This is a genomic window from Enterobacter sp. MEB024 (assembly GCF_030209635.1).
Lineage (GTDB): Bacteria > Pseudomonadota > Gammaproteobacteria > Enterobacterales > Enterobacteriaceae > Enterobacter > Enterobacter ludwigii.
On record NZ_JARVRQ010000003.1, the window covers coordinates 423,926 to 443,560 of the forward strand.

21 protein-coding genes are annotated in these 19,635 nt (G+C 52.2%); 9 read left to right on the top strand and 12 right to left on the bottom strand.

Annotated elements, in window-relative coordinates:
* The first annotated feature begins 211 nt into the window (after positions 1–211).
* The 5 genes from fucP (at position 212) to fucR (ending at position 6,058) form a co-directional block, all read left to right on the top strand.
* The gene (gene fucP / locus QRN24_RS08200; protein WP_284942611.1) at positions 212–1,522 is read left to right on the top strand and encodes an L-fucose:H+ symporter permease; all 1,311 of its coding nucleotides are present in this window, start codon (positions 212–214) and stop codon (positions 1,520–1,522) included.
* A gap of 30 nt (positions 1,523–1,552) precedes the next feature.
* A complete protein-coding gene (gene fucI, locus QRN24_RS08205) occupies positions 1,553–3,328 on the top strand; it encodes an L-fucose isomerase (protein WP_279258406.1) in 1,776 nt (591 codons plus the stop codon).
* Between the two features lie 102 nt (positions 3,329–3,430).
* On the top strand, positions 3,431–4,849 hold the full coding sequence (gene fucK / locus QRN24_RS08210) for an L-fuculokinase (RefSeq protein WP_279258405.1): 1,419 nt from the start codon (positions 3,431–3,433) through the stop codon (positions 4,847–4,849).
* A 1-nt stretch (position 4,850) separates the two neighbouring features.
* Positions 4,851–5,273: an L-fucose mutarotase gene (gene fucU, locus QRN24_RS08215; RefSeq protein WP_279258404.1), complete on the top strand. Its 423-nt coding sequence runs from the start codon at positions 4,851–4,853 to the stop codon at positions 5,271–5,273.
* A gap of 56 nt (positions 5,274–5,329) precedes the next feature.
* Positions 5,330–6,058 carry an L-fucose operon activator gene (fucR, locus tag QRN24_RS08220; RefSeq protein ID WP_049022886.1) on the top strand — a complete coding sequence of 243 codons (729 nt, stop codon included), beginning with the start codon at positions 5,330–5,332 and terminating at the stop codon, positions 6,056–6,058.
* Between the two features lie 191 nt (positions 6,059–6,249).
* Here the strand turns inward: fucR and QRN24_RS08225 are convergent, their stop codons facing one another.
* Entirely contained in the window at positions 6,250–6,477 is a 228-nt protein-coding gene (locus QRN24_RS08225; protein ID WP_014170703.1) for a hypothetical protein, read from the bottom strand.
* A 57-nt stretch (positions 6,478–6,534) separates the two neighbouring features.
* Positions 6,535–6,729 (bottom strand): cold shock small protein YmcF, encoded by a 195-nt coding sequence (gene ymcF, locus QRN24_RS08230; RefSeq protein WP_032669962.1) that lies wholly within the window; start codon positions 6,727–6,729, stop codon positions 6,535–6,537.
* Between the two features lie 131 nt (positions 6,730–6,860).
* On the opposite strand from ymcF, the gene QRN24_RS08235 reads away from it, so the two are divergent.
* Positions 6,861–7,025 (top strand): YnfU family zinc-binding protein, encoded by a 165-nt coding sequence (locus QRN24_RS08235; RefSeq protein ID WP_214579409.1) that lies wholly within the window; start codon positions 6,861–6,863, stop codon positions 7,023–7,025.
* Positions 7,026–7,322: 297 nt separating this feature from the next.
* On the opposite strand, the gene QRN24_RS08240 is transcribed toward QRN24_RS08235, so the two are convergent.
* Complete coding sequence (locus QRN24_RS08240; protein WP_014170702.1) at positions 7,323–7,541, bottom strand: cold shock domain-containing protein; 219 nt, start codon at positions 7,539–7,541, stop codon at positions 7,323–7,325.
* Positions 7,542–7,826: 285 nt separating this feature from the next.
* Between QRN24_RS08240 and cspF the strand changes: the two genes are divergently transcribed.
* A complete protein-coding gene (cspF, locus tag QRN24_RS08245) occupies positions 7,827–8,039 on the top strand; it encodes a cold shock-like protein CspF (RefSeq protein ID WP_025203826.1) in 213 nt (70 codons plus the stop codon).
* Between the two features lie 103 nt (positions 8,040–8,142).
* Here cspF and QRN24_RS08250 read toward each other — a convergent pair whose 3' ends face one another.
* The 5 genes from QRN24_RS08250 to QRN24_RS08270 form a co-directional block, all read right to left on the bottom strand.
* Positions 8,143–8,859, bottom strand: coding sequence for an ABC transporter ATP-binding protein (locus QRN24_RS08250; protein ID WP_284942612.1), 717 nt, complete (start codon positions 8,857–8,859; stop codon positions 8,143–8,145).
* Positions 8,856–9,731, bottom strand: coding sequence for an ABC transporter ATP-binding protein (locus tag QRN24_RS08255; RefSeq protein WP_279258403.1), 876 nt, complete (start codon positions 9,729–9,731; stop codon positions 8,856–8,858). Before QRN24_RS08255 ends, QRN24_RS08250 begins: the two co-directional genes overlap by 4 nt.
* The gene (gene livM, locus QRN24_RS08260; RefSeq protein ID WP_020883360.1) at positions 9,728–11,002 is read right to left on the bottom strand and encodes a high-affinity branched-chain amino acid ABC transporter permease LivM; all 1,275 of its coding nucleotides are present in this window, start codon (positions 11,000–11,002) and stop codon (positions 9,728–9,730) included. The genes QRN24_RS08255 and livM overlap by 4 nt, the downstream gene beginning before the upstream one ends.
* An 11-nt stretch (positions 11,003–11,013) precedes the next feature.
* Positions 11,014–11,928 carry an ABC transporter permease subunit gene (locus QRN24_RS08265; protein WP_025203827.1) on the bottom strand — a complete coding sequence of 305 codons (915 nt, stop codon included), beginning with the start codon at positions 11,926–11,928 and terminating at the stop codon, positions 11,014–11,016.
* Between the two features lie 100 nt (positions 11,929–12,028).
* Complete coding sequence (locus QRN24_RS08270) at positions 12,029–13,150, bottom strand: branched-chain amino acid ABC transporter substrate-binding protein (RefSeq protein WP_020883361.1); 1,122 nt, start codon at positions 13,148–13,150, stop codon at positions 12,029–12,031.
* Between the two features lie 425 nt (positions 13,151–13,575).
* Between QRN24_RS08270 and QRN24_RS08275 the strand changes: the two genes are divergently transcribed.
* On the top strand, positions 13,576–14,244 hold the full coding sequence (locus QRN24_RS08275) for a YecA/YgfB family protein (RefSeq protein WP_020883362.1): 669 nt from the start codon (positions 13,576–13,578) through the stop codon (positions 14,242–14,244).
* 31 nt (positions 14,245–14,275) lie between these two features.
* Here QRN24_RS08275 and tyrP read toward each other — a convergent pair whose 3' ends face one another.
* The gene (tyrP, locus tag QRN24_RS08280; RefSeq protein ID WP_063215272.1) at positions 14,276–15,487 is read right to left on the bottom strand and encodes a tyrosine transporter TyrP; all 1,212 of its coding nucleotides are present in this window, start codon (positions 15,485–15,487) and stop codon (positions 14,276–14,278) included.
* Between the two features lie 248 nt (positions 15,488–15,735).
* Here tyrP and QRN24_RS08285 point away from each other — a divergent pair, with 248 nt between their 5' ends.
* The gene (locus QRN24_RS08285; protein WP_063215271.1) at positions 15,736–16,077 is read left to right on the top strand and encodes a PM0253 family protein; all 342 of its coding nucleotides are present in this window, start codon (positions 15,736–15,738) and stop codon (positions 16,075–16,077) included.
* Between the two features lie 53 nt (positions 16,078–16,130).
* Here the strand turns inward: QRN24_RS08285 and ftnA are convergent, their stop codons facing one another.
* From ftnA to QRN24_RS08300, 3 genes are all read right to left on the bottom strand, one after another.
* Complete coding sequence (ftnA, locus tag QRN24_RS08290; protein WP_014170693.1) at positions 16,131–16,628, bottom strand: non-heme ferritin; 498 nt, start codon at positions 16,626–16,628, stop codon at positions 16,131–16,133.
* Positions 16,629–16,829: 201 nt separating this feature from the next.
* Complete coding sequence (gene yecR / locus QRN24_RS08295; protein ID WP_020883365.1) at positions 16,830–17,168, bottom strand: YecR family lipoprotein; 339 nt, start codon at positions 17,166–17,168, stop codon at positions 16,830–16,832.
* Positions 17,169–17,271: 103 nt separating this feature from the next.
* Positions 17,272–19,425, bottom strand: a complete 2,154-nt coding sequence (locus QRN24_RS08300) for an HD domain-containing phosphohydrolase (RefSeq protein WP_262104596.1) — start codon at positions 19,423–19,425, stop codon at positions 17,272–17,274.
* Between the last annotated feature and the right edge of the window lie 210 nt (positions 19,426–19,635).

Sequence of the window (19,635 nt, forward strand, 5' to 3'; positions counted from 1 at the left end):
AAATTTAAAGTGATAACGATCACATAAAGATATCGCGTTGCCGTTAAATGTGATTGTCATCATATTCGCCCCCCTTTTTTACATGAAAATGCATTCACGAGATCATTCCGATCGCCAGATTCGCGCCAGTAAGAGTAAAGCACCTTTTTATTTTTACCGTCTGGCAAGAAAGGAAAGTCACATTCTGACGCTTCTGACTAACGAGGGTGTTATGGGAAATACAACAATACCAACGCAGAGTTTTCGTGCGGTCAATGCCGGGCAAGCCCAGCGTTACATTATTCCTTTCGCGTTACTCTGTTCACTGTTTTTTCTTTGGGCAGTCGCTAATAACCTGAATGACATTTTACTCCCCCAATTTCAGCAAGCCTTTACCCTGACAAACTTCCAGGCTGGCCTGATACAATCTGCGTTCTATTTCGGCTACTTTGTCATTCCAGTTCCTGCCGGGATACTGATGAAAAAACTCAGCTATAAGGCAGGTATTATTACCGGGTTGTTTTTATATGCCATTGGTGCTGCATTATTCTGGCCTGCGGCTGAGTTAATGAATTATACATTGTTTCTTGTCGGTCTTTTTATTATAGCGGCGGGGTTAGGTTGCCTTGAAACTGCTGCTAACCCCTTTGTGACAGTGCTGGGGCCAGAGAGTGGTGGTCATTTCCGTCTTAATCTGGCGCAAACTTTTAATTCTTTTGGCGCTATTATTGCCGTTGTGTTTGGACAAAGCCTAATTTTGTCTCACGTGCCCCATCACTCTCAGTCGGTACTCGATAAAATGACGCCAGAACAGCTAAGCATTTATAAGCATAGCCTGGTGTTATCCGTACAAACGCCTTATATGATTATCGTGGCAATTGTATTGTTGGTCGCCCTGCTGATTATGTTGACCAAATTTCCGGTCCTTCAGAGCGATAATCACGTCGACGGCACACAAAGCACATTTTCTGCCTCTTTTTCCCGTCTGGTCCGTATTCGCCACTGGCGCTGGGCTGTGCTGGCGCAGTTCTGCTATGTCGGCGCGCAAACTGCCTGCTGGAGCTACCTGATCCGGTACGCTATTGAAGAGATCCCCGGCATGACACCAGGTTTCGCCGCCAACTACCTGACCGGCACCATGGTGTGCTTCTTCATCGGTCGTTTTACCGGTACATGGCTAATCAGCCGCTTCGCACCGCATAAAGTACTGGCCGCTTATGCCCTGCTTGCCATGGTGCTATGCCTGTTCTCCGCCGTATTCGGCGGCCATTTCGGTCTACTGGCCCTAACGCTGTGCAGTGCATTTATGTCTATTCAGTACCCAACCATTTTCTCCCTTGGGATTAAGAACCTGGGTCAGGACACCAAATACGGCTCGTCATTCATCGTCATGACCATTATCGGCGGCGGGATTGTGACGCCGGTCATGGGCTTTGTCAGCGATGCTGCAGGCAATATCCCAACAGCAGAACTGGTTCCGGCAGTGTGTTTTGCCGTCATCTTCATCTTTGCCCGTTTCCGTTCGCAAGCGGCAACGAATTAAACCTGTATCCGAAAACGTGAGGGATCTGTCATGAAAAAAATCAGCTTACCGAAAATAGGTATCCGTCCGGTGATTGATGGTCGTCGTATGGGGGTTCGTGAGTCTCTGGAGGAGCAAACCCTGAATATGGCCAACGCCACCGCCGCGCTGCTCACTGAAAAGCTTCGTCACCCCAACGGCGAGCAAATTGAATGCGTCATTGCTGACGGTTGCATTGCGGGGATGGCCGAATCTGCCGCCTGTGAAGAAAAATTCAGCAGCCAGAACGTCGGCGTGACCATCACCGTGACGCCGTGCTGGTGCTACGGGAGCGAAACGATCGATATGGACCCCATGCGTCCGAAAGCCATCTGGGGTTTTAACGGGACTGAACGTCCGGGCGCCGTTTATCTCGCCGCCGCGCTGGCTGCACACAGCCAGAAAGGGATCCCGGCATTTTCTATTTATGGTCATGATGTCCAGGACGCCGACGACACCTCGATTCCCGAAGATGTTGAGGAAAAACTGCTGCGCTTTGCGCGTGCCGGTTTAGCCGTCGCCAGTATGAAAGGGAAAAGCTATCTCTCCATTGGGGGGGTGTCGATGGGGATTGCCGGTTCCATCGTCGACCCTAACTTCTTCGAATCCTGGCTGGGGATGAAGGTACAGGCAGTTGATATGACTGAACTGCGCCGCCGCATTGATCAGAAAATCTTCGATGAAACCGAACTGGAAATGGCGCTGGCCTGGGCGGACAAAAACTTCCGCTACGGCGAAGACCAGAACGCGCAGCAGTATAAGCGTAACGAAGCGCAGAACCGCGAGGTGCTGAAAGAGAGCCTGCTGATGGCGATGTGTATCCGCGACATGATGCAGGGCAACCCAGCACTGGCGGAAAAAGGGCGGGTGGAAGAATCGCTGGGCTACAACGCCATTGCGGCAGGCTTCCAGGGCCAGCGTCACTGGACCGATCAATACCCGAACGGCGATACCGCCGAAGCGTTGCTTAACAGTTCCTTTGACTGGAATGGCGTGCGTGAACCCTTTGTCGTCGCGACCGAAAATGACAGCCTCAACGGCGTGGCGATGCTAATGGGCCACCAGTTGACCGGCACAGCACAGGTGTTCGCCGACGTGCGCACCTACTGGTCTTCAGACGCGGTAGCGCGCGTGACCGGTCAACCGCTCAGCGGTCTGGCTGAGAAGGGTATTATCCACCTGATCAACTCCGGCTCTGCGGCTCTCGATGGCTCATGCAAACAGCGTGGCAGCAATGGCAAGCCAACGATGAAGCCATTCTGGGACATTAGCCAGCAGGAGGTTGATGCCTGCCTGGCGGCCACTGAATGGTGTCCGGCGATACATGAATATTTCCGCGGCGGCGGTTTCTCTTCTCGCTTCCTGACGGAAGGCGGCGTGCCGTTCACCATGACCCGCGTGAATATCATCAAAGGTCTTGGCCCGGTTCTGCAGATTGCAGAAGGCTGGAGCGTGGAACTGCCGAAAGAGATGCACGATCAGCTTGACGCCCGTACCAACTCAACCTGGCCGACCACCTGGTTTGCGCCACGTCTGACGGGTAAAGGTCCCTTTACCGACGTTTATTCCGTGATGGCGAACTGGGGGGCAAACCATGGCGTGCTGACCATCGGCCACGTTGGCGCAGACTTCATCACCCTGGCATCAATGCTGCGAATTCCGGTCTGCATGCATAACGTGGAAGAGTCGAAGGTCTATCGTCCTTCCGCCTGGGCTGCGCACGGCATGGATAGCGAAGGCCAGGATTACCGCGCCTGTCAAAACTATGGCCCGCTGTACAAACGTTGAGTAAACGTTTTTGCCCGGTAGCGTATGTTTACCGGGCCTGTAAAACACCGAATTGCAGGCCGGATAAGCGACACGTTAGCCGGCGACGTTTCAGGAGTTGCTATGAAACAAGAGGTTATTCTGGTTCTCGACTGCGGAGCGACCAATATCCGGGCCATTGCCGTTGACCGGCAGGGCAAAATTATCGCCCGTGCCGCTACGGCAAATGCCAGCGACATCGCCATAGAAAATAGCGCCTGGCACCAGTGGTCTCTCGAGGCCATTATGCAACGCTTCGCGGACTGTTGCCGCTCGCTGAAGACGAGTCTGGCAAACTGCCACGTTCGCGGCGTCACGGTGACCACCTTCGGCGTTGATGGCGCGCTGGTCGATGAGCACGGCAGGCTGCTCTACCCAATCATCAGCTGGAAATGCCCACGCACCGCCGAAGTGATGAAAAATATTGGCCGCTTGCTGTCACCTCAGCGGCTTCAGGACATTTCCGGCGTGGGGGCATTTGGCTTCAATACGCTGTATAAGCTGGTGTGGCTAAAAGAAAATCACCCGCAGCTGTTGGAACAGGCACACGCCTGGCTGTTTATCTCGTCGCTGATTAACCACCGTCTGACCGGCGAATTCACCACCGACGTTACTATGGCAGGGACCAGCCAGATGCTGGATATTCAACAGCGCGATTTCAGCCATGAAATTTTGCAGGCGGCGGGTTTGCCGCGTCGGCTCTTCCCACGTCTGGTGGAAGCCGGTGAGCTCGTCGGTAAATTACAATCTGATGCTGCCCAATGGCTTGACCTACCCGCCGGTATCCCGGTGATTTCCGCCGGACACGATACCCAGTTTGCGCTGTTTGGTGCAGGTGCCGCGGCGGATGAACCCGTCCTCTCCTCGGGAACATGGGAGATCCTGATGGTGCGCAGTGCGCAGGTCAACACGCCGCTGCTCAGTCGCTACGTCGGTTCTACCTGCGAACTGGACAGCCAGCCAGGGCTGTATAACCCTGGCATGCAGTGGCTGGCATCGGGCGTACTTGAATGGGTACGTAAACTGCTTTGGACCGAAGAGACGCCCTGGCAAACGCTGATTGAGACAGCCCGCCGCATACCCATGGGGTCCGAAGGGGTGAAAATGCACTGTGATCTCCTCGGCTGTCAGCATGCGGGCTGGGAGGGCGTCACACTCAACACCACACGCGGTCATTTTTATCGCGCTGCGCTGGAGGGCCTCACCGGGCAGCTGGCGCAGAATCTGCGCACGCTGGAAAAGATTGGTCACTTCAACGCGACTGAACTGCTGCTGGTCGGCGGTGGCAGCCGTAACATGCTGTGGAACCAGATCAAAGCCAATATGCTCGGCATCCCCATCAAGGTACTTGATGATGCAGAAACCACTGTCGCGGGGGCAGCCCTGTTTGGCTGGTACGGGGTCGGAGAATTTACGAGCCCGGAACATGCCAGAGCGCAGATGCATTATCAGTACCGCTATTTCTTTCCGGAAACCGAATCTGCACCGATCGAGGGAGTTTGAGATGTTAAAAACGATTTCACCGTTAATATCACCTGAACTACTGAAAGTCCTGGCCGAAATGGGCCACGGCGATGAGATTATTTTTTCTGATGCCCATTTCCCCGCCCACACTATGGGACCGCAGGTTATACGCGCCGATGGGCTAAAGGTCAGCGAATTGCTGCATGCGATTATCCCGCTGTTTGAGCTCGACAGCTACGCGCCGCCACTGGTGATGATGGCTGCAGTTGAGTGTGACTCCCTCGATCCCCGTGTTGAGGCTCGCTATCGCGATGCGCTTTCACGTCAGGCACCCTGTCCGGCAATTACCCGCATTGACCGCTATGCGTTTTACGCACGTGCCAAAAAATCCTTTGCGATCGTTGTCACAGGGGAGTGTGCTAAATACGGGAATATTCTTTTAAAAAAGGGGGTAACGCCGTAATCTCATGCCGGTGCGCCCGCCAGCGCGGGCGTGTATCGAATGATGGGTGAGAAAAAATGAAAGAGGCACGTCAGCAAACGATAATCGACCTGTTGATTCAGCATCATAGTCTGACGACGGACGTTTTATCCACCCAGCTTAACGTCAGTAAAGAGACCATTCGCCGCGATCTCAGCGAACTGCAGGCGCAGGGAAAAGTGCTGCGCAACCACGGTCGGGCGAAATATATTCACCGGGAAAACCAGGACAGCGGCGATCCTTTTCATATTCGCCTTAAGAGCCACTTCACGCATAAAGCGGATATCGCCAGAGAAGCGCTGGAGTGGATTGAAGCCGGGATGGTCATTGCTCTGGATGCCAGCTCAACCTGCTGGTATCTTGCGCGTCAACTGCCTGACATCGATATTCAGGTCTTTACTAACAGTCACCCCATCTGTCTGGAACTGGGCAAACGTGAACAGATTCAACTTATTAGCTCCGGCGGTAAACTCGAGCGTAAGTATGGCTGCTACGTTAACCCCTCGTTGATTTCACAACTCAAAGTGCTGGACATCGACCTGTTTATCTTCTCCTGCGAAGGGATAGACAGTCATGGAGGGTTGTGGGATTCCAACAGGGTCAACGCTGGCTTCAAATCGCTGCTACTCAAGCGTGCTTCTCAGTCTTTATTGTTGATAGATAAGAGTAAGTTTAATCGTTCAGGGGAGGCCAGAATTGGGCACCTGGATGAGGTAACGCATATTGTGTCTGACACACAACTGAATGAATCAGGGCTGAGACAATAAGCCACCTGACACATTATGACGCAATTAAGTCTATTAGGGATGTGTTTGTTCGCGATAGCGTTAACGTATTATTCATTCCGTATAAGGTTTTTAACGCGGGGAGGGTAAATAAAAGATGTTAGCAGCACAAATAAGAAGGGGATTACCCTTAAACAAGGGCATCTACAAGAACAGCAATACATTCAGAGTAATTATAAATATTTCTTAGCCGCATCCAGAATTTCCTGAGAAGTCAGTTCCCTGTCCGACGCCACATAAACCACTTCATGATCGCCGGTCAGAGAAGGAAAACCTGCGGACATTATCTGCAGGTTTATTGCTTCACCATTCGGATATTCCTGCCGTATGGATGTAATACCCTTAAGCACGGTGACAACATTGCTCGGTTTACCATTGAAAAAGACGATGACTTTCTTCATATCTCACCTTGTTGGTCGTTATCTGCTTAAGCACCTTCTCTGTGAAGGCTAGGGGGATCAGGACGGCGCGAAAATTTTTGTCTGGCTGTCAGGCCTGTCTGCGAATGTCATCGTCGATTTGCAGAAAATGCATTTAGCGCCATACGGATTTTTTTCAGACACATCAAAAATCGACGTTCTGTATTGGGAGCCATGACAACATGGGCATCTGAAGTGAATATTTAAGTTGATATCATTTACCTTTTTTAACATTAGCGGTATTTAATTTTCGAAAAAACGTTGCATTTGTACTTTCTTTGGTTTTTGCAATTATTCGGAAATAAAAGCAAGCAATCATCTTCGTGAACGTGTATGGTGACAGTCGTTTAAATCAGGAGATGCCTATGTCAGGACGTAAAAATACACAATTCCGTCGCAATTACTTAGTAAAATGTCCATGTCCAAACTGTTCAAAAGACTCTGAGCATAGTTTCAGCCGTGTACAAAAAGGGGCTCAACTTGTCTGCCCACACTGCAGCACTCTTTTCAAAACCGCTCAAAAATTCTAAAAATGCATTTGCCAGATGATGAATTTGCGTCTTTACAGACGATCTCATTTGGCAAAGCAACATTGAAGAAGTGATGCTTTTGGAGGTTGCCTGACCTCTTACGCACTTTGATATTTTACAAGCAGCTCGCTTCTGCTTTAAGACTCTTCGTGCAGCAGACCTGCACTTCATCACATCGGTCAGCACACTCTTTCTACGAGAAAAATATGCTGACCTGTTGCTCAGAAAAAGCCTTCTAATCCAGGACCCGTCTACTCAGGAAAAATCCATCATCGTGATCGCGGGTCCGTGATAACTTTATCTATCGCAAAGTATTACGCTTGCAGCAGCAGGGCCTTTTTCGCCACTCTGGATAGCAAATTCGACCTTCTGGCCTTCAAAGAGAGTTTTAAAATCATCACCCTGCAGAGCAGAAAAGTGCACAAACACATCTTTGCTACCATCGACAGGAGAGATAAAACCGAAACCTTTATCTTCGTTAAACCACTTAACCAAACCTATAATTCTTGAAGACATGCAGACTCCTTGTGAGTATTTGAAATGCTAAGAAACGTATAATATTAAACGTATGGACTCAAAAGGAGGGGATATCAGCGATAGCGCCTGGTTATGAGGACTGCCGGGTAAAATTTTTTACGCTCGTGTGTGGATTAAACCAACGACTTCATTAATGCATGAGGAGGGAGAATTAGCAATTTTTATTTTAGCCTTCCGGAAGGCTCACATAAAAAGTGTCATACTGCATTAGCTTAAAATTAATTTGTGTGTATAGTTAATGCATGTTTTCTAAGAGGATCTTATTTGTCTCGTAAAATGACAGGAATTGTCAAAAGTTTTGATATGCACAGTGGCAAAGGCCTAATCATCCCTTCAGATGGTCGAAAGGACGTTTTTCTCCACATTTCAGCCTTTAATAACAACGAAAAAGAAACGCTCCTTCCCGGGATTCGCGTTGAGTTCTGTCGCATCAACGGACTCAGCGGACCGATGGCCGCAAATGTCTATCTTTCATAAATAATCAGCGAAGATGTTAAAAGCGGTATATTGAATCACCCGCGTCGTATCGCCTGACATATATTTACAGTTATGCGCGACATGCGTATGACACGCGTATGAATTACACTCCGCCTAAATAGGCTTTTCTTACCTCCTGGTTTCCCTGCAACTCCTCGCCGCTGCCGCTGAGGCGAATTTGCCCGTTGACCATGACGTAGCCACGGTCAGAAAGCTTCAGAGCATGATGCGCATTTTGCTCTACCAGAAAAATGGTCATGCCGTTGCGAGCCAGCTCGCGCAGCGTCTGGAAGATCTGCTTAACCACTATGGGCGCCAGACCCAGGCTGGGTTCATCCAGCAGTAGCAGTTTAGGGCGGCTCATTAGCGCGCGGGCGATGGCAAGCATTTGCTGTTCTCCGCCGGACATGGTCATGGCTCGCTGTTTACGGCGTTCTTTGAGGCGCGGGAACAGCTCAAACATGCTCTGCATATCGTCGGCGGCAAATTGATTGCCGACAGGAATGGTCCCCATCAGCAGGTTCTCTTCAACCGTCATATCCGGAAAAATACGCCGCCCCTCGGGTGCCTGTGCTATGCCGCCGGAGGCCACATAGTGGGTAGATTTATGGCTGATGTCTTCGCCGCAAAACAGGATTTGCCCGTTACGAATACGCGGTTGGCCAAAAATAGACATCAGCAATGTCGATTTACCCGCGCCATTCGCGCCGATAAGCGCCACCGTTTCCCCTTTATGCACTTCGAGGGATACCTGCTTCAGCGCCTGAATCACGCCATAGAACACATCCACCTCGCGAAATGCCAGCAGCGGCTCATTCATAGAGTGACCTCGCTTTCATCGGTGCCCAGATAGGCGGCAATCACCTTTTCGTCATCCTGGATCTGATCAGGTTTCCCCCGGGCAATTACATCGCCATGGTCGAGCACAATAATGTCGTCCGATATTTCCATCACCATCCCCATGTCGTGCTCAATCAGTAATACCGTTATGCCGTGGTTGTCGCGCAGAAAACGAATAATGTTACTCAGCTTATGTGTCTCTACCGGGTTCAGCCCGGCGGCGGGTTCATCCAGACAGATCATTTCCGGGCCGGTACACATGGCCCGCGCGATCTCCAGGCGCCGTTGTTGACCGTACGACATCTCGCCCGCCAGGCGGTTGGCGCACTCCACAAGATCGACCACCTCCAGCCAGTAAAAGGCCCTGTCCAGCGCGTCGTTTTCCGCCCGTCGGTACGCTGGCGTATTGAATACGCCAGCCAGCAGGTTGCGATTGACGCGCATGTGCTGGGCCACGAGCAGGTTTTCCACGACCGACATCTCGCGAAAAAGACGAATATTTTGAAAGGTGCGCGCAAGTCCGGCGCGGTTCACCAGGTGAGTGCCGCCGAACATTTTGTAGAACAGGCGTTGCCCAAACTGCGCAGGGTGGATCCAGTCTCCTGGCTGGAATTTTTGCCCGAGGATCTGAATGACGTTGGTCGTCTTATTGCGCGTATTGAAGAAAATATTGCCGCCGGAAGCCTTATAGAAACCGGTCAGGCAGTTGAAGACGGTGGTTTTTCCCGCGCCGTTTGGGCCAATAAGCGCAGTAATTGAACCGCGCTGCACGTCCAGGTTGACGTCGTTTAACGCCTTGATCCCGCCGAAATGCATCATCAGATGTTCAACGCTTAATATCGTTCCGTTCATGGCGCTACGCCCTTACGCACGGCAAACCCGCTGCGGTTAATGCGGATCAACCCGCGTGGACGCCAGATCATCATCACCACCATCAGCATGCCAAACAGCAAAACCCGGTACTCGGCAAAACTGCGCAGCAGCTCCGGCGTCACCGTGAGCACAAACGCCGCCAGCACCACGCCAAGCGTTGAGCCCATACCGCCGAGCACCACAATCGCCAGGATCAGCGCCGATTCAAAAAAGGTAAACGATGTCGGGTTGACAAAGCCCTGATAAGTGGCAAAAAACACCCCGGCGATGCCGGCAGTCGACGCACCCAGCGTAAAGGCCGAGAGCTTGACCAGCACATGATTTAATCCCATTGAGCGACAGGCGATTTCATCTTCCCGCAGGGCTTCCCATGCCCGACCAATAGGCATCCGCGTCAGACGATGCTTGATATACAGCACCAGCATCACCACCAGGAACAGCACCGTGTAGATAAAGATAAACTTCATGTTCGGGTTGTAGGTCAGATGGAAAAATTCGTGAAAGGGTACGCCTCCTTCTTTGGCACGGCGGCCAAACTCCAGTCCGAAAAAGGTGGGAGGCGGGGCAGAAACGCCGTTCGGGCCACCGGTGAAGGTCAGCCAGTTGTTGAGGATCAGGCGAATAATCTCCCCAAAGCCAAGCGTGACGATCGCCAGGTAATCACCGTGCATTCGCAGCACCGGAAAGCCGAGCAGGGCGCCGGCCGCAGCAGCCATAATCGCCGCCAGCGGCAGCATGCTCCAGAATCCTAATCCCAGATACTGATACCCCAGCGCCAGCCCGTAAGCGCCGATGGCATAAAAAGCGACATAACCGAGATCCAGAAGCCCGGCCAGACCGACCACAATATTTAGCCCGAGACCGAGAAGCACGTAGATAAGACCAAGAATGGCGACGGTGAGAACGTACTTGGTGGCAACAAAGGGAAAGCAGATCGCAAGGGCGATAATCAGCGGGATTATCCAGCGCATGCGGCTTTTGTATTCCGGCGGCCGGACATAAACCCCCGCGCTGTCGGCTTCAAAACGTGCCTGGAAACGTGCACCCGGAGCGGTGCCTAAAAAAGCGCTCAGCAGAAAACGGCCCAGCATCACGATGCCGACTATCCATGCGAGCCGCTGTCCGGCGAAATTAAAGCTGTATCCGTCCAGCACCACGCCGGCAATCGGGCCAAAAATTATTAACGCAATCAGCCCGGAAAAAATGGCGTCCAGAATGCAGCGCTTAAGCGAAAAGCCGTGAGAGGTCATCGTATTCTCCTTCACACTTTGGCGACAATCGGGCGGCCAAGCAGACCCTGAGGACGAAAAATCAGGATCAAGACCAGCAAGCCAAACGAGAACACATCTTTATAATCTGAGTTCACCATGCCGGAAAATTGCGCCTCGGCGACGCCCAGAATCAACCCGCCGAGCATCGCACCGGGCAGGGAGCCAATCCCGCCGAGCACCGCTGCGGTAAACGCCTTGATGCCAATGACAAATCCGACGTAGAAATCGAAGGTGCCGTAATTCATGGTGATGAGTACACCCGCCAGACCGGCCATCGCCGCGCCAATCACAAAGACCAGCGAAATGATTCTGTCGGTGTTAATGCCCAGAATGGAGGCCATTTTGCGGTCCTGCTGCACCGCACGGCACATCCGTCCAAGCCGGGTATTGTTGATTATCCATGTCAGCAACAGCATGCCGGCGAACGAGGCAACCAGAATAAACACTTTGGTGTAGGTTATCTGAACGAACCCCTCACCGATATGCAGGCGAAGTACGCCATCCAGCATTGTGGGCACCCCTTGCTGACGCGGCCCCTGGCTCAGCTGCGCGTAGTTTTGCAAAATCAGAGACATCCCGATGGCGGAGATAAGCGGTGCCAGACGGGTAGAGTTGCGTAGCGGCTTATAGGCAATGCGCTCGATAGTCCAGCCGTAAACACCGGTCACCACAATCGTGAAGATCAGCGTACCGAGGATAAGCAACGGGAACGACTGCAGGCCGAAGAAGGAGAGCAGCGCCAGGCCAATGGCGCAGAGGTAGGCGGAGATCATATACACTTCGCCGTGGGCGAAATTAATCATACCAATGATGCCATACACCATGGTGTAGCCGATGGCGATTAATCCATACACGGAGCCCAGCGTTAAGCCATTTATTAACTGTTGCAGGAAGAATGTACTCATCATAGCGCGCTCGTTTTTTTAAGCTGCGCGGCACGCGCAGCCTGATGTTTATTACGCGCCGACAGGCGAACCTGCCGGCGTTGAGCGTGACTCCGTCCCGTTACTGAACTTCCTTATATTTTCCGTTATCGTCCCACTGATACACCACGTAGTCAGACACTTTCAGATCGCCTTTGCTGTCCCAGGCTTTTTTGCCCATAACCGTGTCGACGGCATTGGCTTTCAGCCATTCGCTGGCTTTGGCCGAGTCTTTACCGCCCGTGGCCTTGAAGGCCGCGGCAATGGCCTGAACGGAGGCATAAGAGTAGAGGGTATAACCTTCAGGCTCGAATTTTCCGGCGCGGAATTTCTCAATGACCGCTTTCCCATCCGGGATCAGACGCGGGTCTTTACCGAAGGTCATATAAATACCCTTGGTATATTGCGGCCCACCCGCCGCGGTCACCATCTCTTCGTTGACGATACAGTCGCCGGAGAAGAATTTCGCCTGCACGCCCTGTTCACGCATCTGGCGAACCAGCGGGCCGGCTTCAGGGTGACAACCGCCGAAGAACACCACATCCGGCTTTTGCGCGCCGATTTTTGTCACCAGCGCGTTAAAGTCTTTCTCACCACGGGATAAGCCCTCATACATCACATCCTGAACCCCGCGCTTCGCCAGCGCAGCTTTGGTGGCGTCTGCCAGCCCCTGACCGTAGGTGTCTTTGTCATGGATGATGACCACACGTTTGGCTTTCAGCTTATCGATAATGAAATCGCTGGCGACCTGGCCCTGCTGGTCATCGCGACCACACATGCGGAACATATCGGTCATGCCTCGTTCGGTAATGAGGGGGTTGGTCGAGCCGGGGGTAATGGCAAGGATCCCCGCGTCGCTGTACACCTCGGAGGCGGGCATTGTGGAAGAGGAGCAGAAATGGCCGACCACCGCGTTGACTTTATCCTGGTCGACCAGACGGTTGGCGACGGCCACGGCTTGTTTCGGCTCGCAGGCATCATCCCCCTGAACCAGCTTAATCTTCTCGCCGTTAATGCCGCCTGCGGCGTTAATGTCTTCAGCGGCCTGCGTTGCACCGTGCCAGTACTGATCGCCATAGGTGGCGTTTGGGCCGGTAAACGGCCCGGCCACACCAATGACAATATCTGCATGCGCAGAAAATGCCGTCACCAGACAACCGGCCAGCACGAGAGAAAGGGGAGTTCTGATAAATTTCAGCGACATTATTATGTTCCTTAGCAAAGAGGTTTTTGCACCACGGCGTAAACCCGGACGCCGACGGCGCAGCCAATCCAAAAACACGAGCAAGAACAAAATGCACTAAACGAACAAGATCCAGACAACGCCTGCGTAATACGGCGAGGTTTCCCTGCGCAGGTTCGCGCGAAGAACATTAAGCAAAATCGTTGCCAGAATGGTTAACCCATTGAGCGGGTTGTGACATGTTTGAGTATAGAGTGCGGTGATATGGCACCTTGTGGGACGCGATGAAATTACAGCGGAGATCACATATCGTTAACAACAAAGCCCATAAGTTGTGCAATGGTCACGATTTGCACGTTTTTGCAGCAATAAAGACCTAAACTTCAGATAGGAAAGCCGTGAGATATGTGTCAGGATCTTTTCCTTTTTTATCAGGAGTGTCAGCGATGACTGAAGGCCCATTGAATGAAAGCGAAATGGCGTGGCTTGAAGAGACATTAATGTCTTACGGTCATGACGATGCGTCCGTGATTGACGTGTCTGAACTGGACGGCATGCTTACCGCAGTCCTTTCCGGCCCTGTTGTCGTTGAGCCAGATACCTGGCTGGTGGCCGTGTGGGGTGGCGAGAAATACATTCCGCGCTGGAAAAACGATCGTGAAATGCACCGTTTTATCGATCTCTGCTTTAAGCATATGAACGACATTGCTGAGCGCCTGAGCGAATACCCGGATCAGTTTGAGCCGATGTTTGGTTACAACGATGTCGACGGCGAGAGCTATACCGTTGTTGAAGAGTGGTGTTATGGCTATATGCGCGGTGTGGCGCTGACGGACTGGTCAGCCTTACCGGAAGCACTGAAGGCCGATCTTGATGCGATTGCGCTGCACGGTACAGACGAGAACAGCGAGAAGCTGGATGAGCTGAGCGAAGACGAATATAAAGCCAGCATTGAGAGCATTCAGCCTGCGGCTCTGCGTTTGTACAATTACTGGGTGGACAACCCACAGCAGCCGGAAGCAAAAAAACCGATTGTTAACGGCACAAAGGTCGGGCGTAACGATCCGTGTCCGTGCGGCAGCGGTAAGAAGTTTAAGAGCTGCTGTTTGCACTAATAAAAAGGGGCTGATTTCAGCCCCTTTTTTGTTAACCCACTTCCGGTAGCATCCCTGCGGCTATCAAGCACTGCACCAGAATAATCATCACTCCGCAGGCAAACACAATGCACAGCAGCGGTTTGCCGCCCATGACGCGGTACCCTTGCTGAGGATGCTGCTGGCGGCTCTTCCAGGCCAGCAGGGAAGGGAGCAGCAGGGCCAGCACGGATAACGCCACACCTGCATACCCCAGCGCCATCACGAACCCACGCGGGTAAAACAGCGCGAACGCCAGAGGAGGCAGGAAGGTGACTGCCCCTGTCTGTAAGCGTCCTGCGGCAGTATTACGACGCTGGAACAGATCGGCCAGGTAATCAAACAGGCCGAGCGCCACGCCCAGGAATGAGGTGGCCAGCGCCAGGTCGGCAAACAGATGGACCGCCAGCTCAACGTGCGGGGAGGTGACAACCTCGCGCAGTGCCAGCAGAAAACCGTTCAGGCCAGCGTGTTCCGCCATCAGCCCGGTAAAGGTCGACGCGTCAATGCTCCCCAGCGTCACCAGTTGCCAGAAAATATAGGCAATCAGCGGGATGGCGCTCCCCACCATAAAGACGCGGCGTAGCTTGCGGATATCGCCGTTCATATAGCTCACGATGCTGGGCACGCTACCGTGGAAGCCAAACGAGGTGAAAATAACCGGGATCGCGGACAGCGCCAGCCCTTTTTCCAGCGGCAGCGTCAGCAGATTAACCTTGTGAACATGCGGTGCCAGCAGAACCAGCATCACAATCAGGAACAGTATTTTGGCGCTGAACAGAAAACGGTTAAACAGATCGACCAGCGAAGTCCCCACACAGACCACACCCCCGCCAATAAGCGCAAAGAAGATAACGCCCGTTGAAGGCGTGATGTCAGCGTCGAACCAGTCGTTAACGCTGGAGGCGATTAACTCTCCGGCGCCGCTGATATAGGCCGCGGTCAGGGCGTACATCAGGAACATCATGCTAAAGCCGGTTATCCACTGGCCATAGCGTCCCAGGTAGCGTGCCGCAAGAGAACCCAGGCCGGTATCCGCGGGCACATGCTGATAAACCTCAAGCAACAGCAGGGCGGTGTAGCACATCAACGCCCAGAGTGTGCCAAGGAGCAGCAGTGTCACTCCAAATCCAACGCCTGCGGCAGCCAGAGGCATCGCCAGCATTCCTGCGCCAATCGTCGTTCCGGCGACGATAAAAATACTTCCCAGGGTTCTGTTTTTCACGCATTCCTCTACAACGATTCGTAATCGCGACAAATTCTGCGGCGCAGAGTAAGGGAAAAGCCCCGCCTCGTCAAATGACCGTTACAGTAGGTGTAATGAATTATTTACGATATTTTTTCGACTTTAAGTAATTTCCCCGCACCTGCCCCTTTGGGAGGGGATACCTACTTCGTAAGGGCACTATTTTTGCCGAAAAATCAGGCGTAATTTAAACAATAACTATAAGTTTTCAAATAAAGTGAGGGCAGATGGCGGGAAATAATCCCTTTACCGCGGCGTGGAGCCGGGGCGGTAATTTACTGTGCCATGGTCACTGGATAATCAGCTGGCAGAACCAGGCCCTGCAGCTTCCTGAATCGCGTCGTGAAAAGGATATGGGCACCTGGGCCATTTATTCGATCATCGATCCTGAGGACGACACCTTTGCGCAGGGGCTAAAAGAAAATGAGTGGATCATCGAAAACGTAGACTGGCTGACAGATGTTTTTTTTGACGCCGGTATTCCGCTGGAGACGGCTAACTACCGGTATTTTTACCAGGCGGTCAATACGCAGGACTGGCGGTGTACAAGCTGTGCGGGGTGTATGTAAATCTGTGCGCGGAGAATAAAAAGTGCGGCGCTGAAAACAGCACCGCAGCAATATTATTTCTGTGTATCGAGGGTAGAAAGTTCTTTATCGATAAAGTAAAGACCTTCGCCTGTTTTCCCCACCAGAGACAATTTATCCAGCACGGATTTAAACAGTTTCTCTTCTTCGTGTTGCTCTGCCACGTACCACTGCAGGAAATTAAAGGTCGGATAATCCTGGCCGATCATTGCCGCATGAACCAGTTCGTTAATTTTTTGCGTAATCAGCTGCTCGTGCTCATAGGTCGCACGGAAGAGCTCATCAAGCGAATTATACTCGGCAAACGGGGACGCAACGTTATCGATGCGCGGCAGGCTGCCCGTGTCAGTCAGATAATCAAACAGACGCTGCATGTGGGTCATCTCTTCCTGCGCGTGGCGGCGCAGGAAGGCGGCAGCGCCTTCAAAACTGTGGTAGCTGCACCAGGCGCTCATCTGCTGGTAGAGAAGGGATGAAAAAAGCTCAAGGTTCATTTGCGCATTGAGCTTGTCGATCATTTCAGTTTTCAGCATGGTGACGCTCCGGGTTATTAATTCTGGTTCACAATGAGCGACACTATAATTTGTTATTTAATTATTTGCAAAACGTAAAATAATTATTTCTTTATTTAAAATACGAATGGGAATAAAACGCATTGCCGATTTATATTTTATTAATGAGAATTGTTTTTGTTCGTAATGAAATACACTGCCAGTCAATACTGGCAGCACAGATTAATACCACGGGTTATTTGCCTTAGGGTTTACGGCAAAGCCCATGCATTTATACTGGATCGTCACGCTCTCATTGAGACACAGAGAGCCGCTGGTCAGGGTGCAGGTTTTAATGGGCTGGCCATAGGCAGAGGCGGTGGCATATCCCATGCTCTGACACGCTTTAGCTGCGGTGCCGTTATTAACATACTCATCGGAATAGGCGTTTTGCAGCATTGCTTGCCCGTAGTCGAGGCGGACGATGCCATTTGGCGCGTCCAGGGTGCTGACCTCAGCCTGGCGATTAATGTTACAGCCCGCCAGCAGCAGGATCGTACCGGCGACGAAGACTCTTTTCATGGTTCGCTCTGAGTGAGTGGAAATACGTTATCGTACCTGCAGATGTGAGTCGCAATGGGAGGAATAGCCGGGCAATCTGCGCTTTCTCTTTGCGACGGGCCGTTTAGTCGGCCAGGCTGTCAAAAATGGTTTTAAACTTAAGATGATGCAGGCGAAACAGCGCAATAAGCTGCGGGTCAAAATGGCGGCCGTCACCCTCCAGAATGATTTTGCAGGCTTGCTCGTGTGTGAATCCCGGCTTATAGACCCGCTTTTGCCTCAGGGCATCATACACATCGGCCAGCGCCAGAATGCGGGCTTCCAGCGGGATCTGTTCTCCCCGCAGCCCCTGCGGATATCCGCTGCCATCCCATTTTTCATGATGGAAATGGATAATATTCTCCGCAACTGCGCCCAGCTCTAAGCCCTGAATAATCCGCCACCCTTTCACGGTATGAAGTTTCATCTCGGCAAACTCGTCCTGGGTCAGCGGGCCTTGCTTACGCAGAATACGCTCCGGCACGGCAATTTTTCCGACATCGTGAAGAGAGGCAAAATGTTCTATCTCACGGGTCATTTTGCGCGAAAGCCCAAGCTCACGCGCCATCAAGCCGCAATATCGGGCGACGCGCTGAATATGGCTGCCGGTCTCGTCATCGTGCGCGCGGTTTACCTTCTCCAGCGCCTGCACCATATTGCGGTTAACCATCCGGTTCTGGCGTAAATGGCGACGCATCATGATCAGCATACCGATGCTGAACAGGGCCACGATCAGCAAAATTACGCTGATAATCTTCAGCGTGTTTTTAGAAAAATCGGGTAAGTAACTCTGCTCATCCTGACGTTCTATTTGCGTGCGGTATTCTGACAGGCGATGAACCTGAGTCAGCAGATGAAAGAGCGGATGCTGCGGATCCACCCACGGGCCAATAATAAATTCAGAGCGGGTGACCCCCGCGACTTTCAGCACCCCGCGAAACAGTTCGTTGCCGCGAAGCGTGGACTCCAGCGAACTGAGGTCGCCCAGAATATAGTCAATCTCATCGTTCTCAATCGCGTCGATAAGACCGTCAATGGTTGGCCGGGTCACGATGATCACATCGCTGCCAAAACGCTGGCGTAAATAGGCTGCGGCAAACGAACCGTCGATTACGCCGACGCGCTGGCTGCGAATACTCTCTTCGTTCCACAAGAAGGGCTGACTGCTGCGATTGTAATAGGCGTTGTGCCAGGCGATGTCGGGGCCGATACGACCCTGTGCATGCGCACTGTCGCTTCGATCAACGATATCAATCAATCGAACCGCCCACTGCTGTCGCGGAAGACTCGAATAGTGATCGATAAAATTGACATCAACCTTCATGCCCAGTAAATCGCGCATGTTGTTAATCATATCAATGGCTGTGCCGTGGTAGCCCTTGCTGTCCCGCCAGATAAGCGGGGCAAAATTCTCGTTTTTGGGCAGGTTGATCTGCAGGCGGTTATGCGCGATCCAGGTTCGCTCCTCCTCTGACAGGGTGATACGGCTTAGCAGGTAATTGCGCTTGCTCTCCTCCAGCATCGTGTTGATTTCGCCGTTGCGATACCAGGTGCCAATCAGCGCATTGATTTTATCCCGCAAGGGAAGCAGGTCAGGGCTGAAGGCGAGGACGACAGGAATGCGTAGCTCAGGAAAGGGCCGGGAGACCAGATAATAGCGCTGGGTATTCTCCATCTCCGGAGCGTCATTAATATAGAAATCAGCCTGGTTGTCGCTCAGTAAGCGAAAAGCCTCGTCGCTGGTGGCGACGAGGCGCAGAGAACGAAATTTAAGGTCGGGATAACGTTGTTGCACACTGTCGAGCGTCGCGTCATCTTTACGGAACAGCACCCGGGCATGGCTGAGCTGTTCGGCAGTTGTCACCGTCATCGATGGACTGGCGGCCACCACGTCGTTATCAAATAAACGTGCTGAGAGAATTTTGGTTCTGGCTCGCTTCTCCGTGCGCAATACCCCGGCATACACGCCATACTCATTTTGTGCAAAACGCTGGCTAATATCGGCTCCGGAGAGCGGCCGCAGCTGCAGCTGCGTACCCGCCTGTTTATTGATGGCCTTAATCAGTTCAGGATAAAAACCCTGCCACTCTCCTTGCGGTGTGCGCCAGAATTCGAAGTTGTTAGCATCAAAGATCCAGACCGGTACAGGCTCTTCTGCCCGGGCAGGGGGGCAAACAAGCAACAGACCCGTCAACGCGAGTAGAAAGAGGGAGCGAAGCATCCGGCAGCGCTGATTCACAGGTCAACCCCATACGGTTTTAGCGTGTACTTTTGCAGTCTAGCTAACGGGCTGAAGCGGCAACAGGTTTGCTTTAACTTTTTAATGCACGTTTGGCGTACGGTCTCATTCTCGCTAAATTGTGAACCTGTCTTTATTTTTTAAAACAACCTTTCATTTAATTTGAAAGGTTGTTTGTTTGATAGTAGGGTGAACAGGTAAAGGTATCCA

Excerpts from the sequence above, each read along its gene's own strand:
- livM (WP_020883360.1), bottom strand. The coding sequence starts at position 11,002 with ATGACCTCTCACGGCTTTTCGCTTAAGCGCTGCATTCTGGACGCCATT.
- QRN24_RS08250 (WP_284942612.1), bottom strand. The coding sequence starts at position 8,859 with ATGAATGAGCCGCTGCTGGCATTTCGCGAGGTGGATGTGTTCTATGGC.
- fucP (WP_284942611.1), top strand. The coding sequence starts at position 212 with ATGGGAAATACAACAATACCAACGCAGAGTTTTCGTGCGGTCAATGCC.
- QRN24_RS08270 (WP_020883361.1), bottom strand. The coding sequence starts at position 13,150 with ATGTCGCTGAAATTTATCAGAACTCCCCTTTCTCTCGTGCTGGCCGGT.
- QRN24_RS08240 (WP_014170702.1), bottom strand. The coding sequence starts at position 7,541 with ATGTCTTCAAGAATTATAGGTTTGGTTAAGTGGTTTAACGAAGATAAA.
- QRN24_RS08225 (WP_014170703.1), bottom strand. The coding sequence starts at position 6,477 with ATGAAGAAAGTCATCGTCTTTTTCAATGGTAAACCGAGCAATGTTGTC.
- fucU (WP_279258404.1), top strand. The coding sequence starts at position 4,851 with ATGTTAAAAACGATTTCACCGTTAATATCACCTGAACTACTGAAAGTC.
- QRN24_RS08265 (WP_025203827.1), bottom strand. The coding sequence starts at position 11,928 with ATGAGTACATTCTTCCTGCAACAGTTAATAAATGGCTTAACGCTGGGC.
- fucR (WP_049022886.1), top strand. The coding sequence starts at position 5,330 with ATGAAAGAGGCACGTCAGCAAACGATAATCGACCTGTTGATTCAGCAT.
- QRN24_RS08285 (WP_063215271.1), top strand. The coding sequence starts at position 15,736 with ATGGCGGGAAATAATCCCTTTACCGCGGCGTGGAGCCGGGGCGGTAAT.
- fucK (WP_279258405.1), top strand. The coding sequence starts at position 3,431 with ATGAAACAAGAGGTTATTCTGGTTCTCGACTGCGGAGCGACCAATATC.
- QRN24_RS08275 (WP_020883362.1), top strand. The coding sequence starts at position 13,576 with ATGACTGAAGGCCCATTGAATGAAAGCGAAATGGCGTGGCTTGAAGAG.
- yecR (WP_020883365.1), bottom strand. The coding sequence starts at position 17,168 with ATGAAAAGAGTCTTCGTCGCCGGTACGATCCTGCTGCTGGCGGGCTGT.
- fucI (WP_279258406.1), top strand. The coding sequence starts at position 1,553 with ATGAAAAAAATCAGCTTACCGAAAATAGGTATCCGTCCGGTGATTGAT.
- ftnA (WP_014170693.1), bottom strand. The coding sequence starts at position 16,628 with ATGCTGAAAACTGAAATGATCGACAAGCTCAATGCGCAAATGAACCTT.
- QRN24_RS08235 (WP_214579409.1), top strand. The coding sequence starts at position 6,861 with ATGTCAGGACGTAAAAATACACAATTCCGTCGCAATTACTTAGTAAAA.
- QRN24_RS08255 (WP_279258403.1), bottom strand. The coding sequence starts at position 9,731 with ATGAACGGAACGATATTAAGCGTTGAACATCTGATGATGCATTTCGGC.
- ymcF (WP_032669962.1), bottom strand. The coding sequence starts at position 6,729 with ATGTTAAAAAAGGTAAATGATATCAACTTAAATATTCACTTCAGATGC.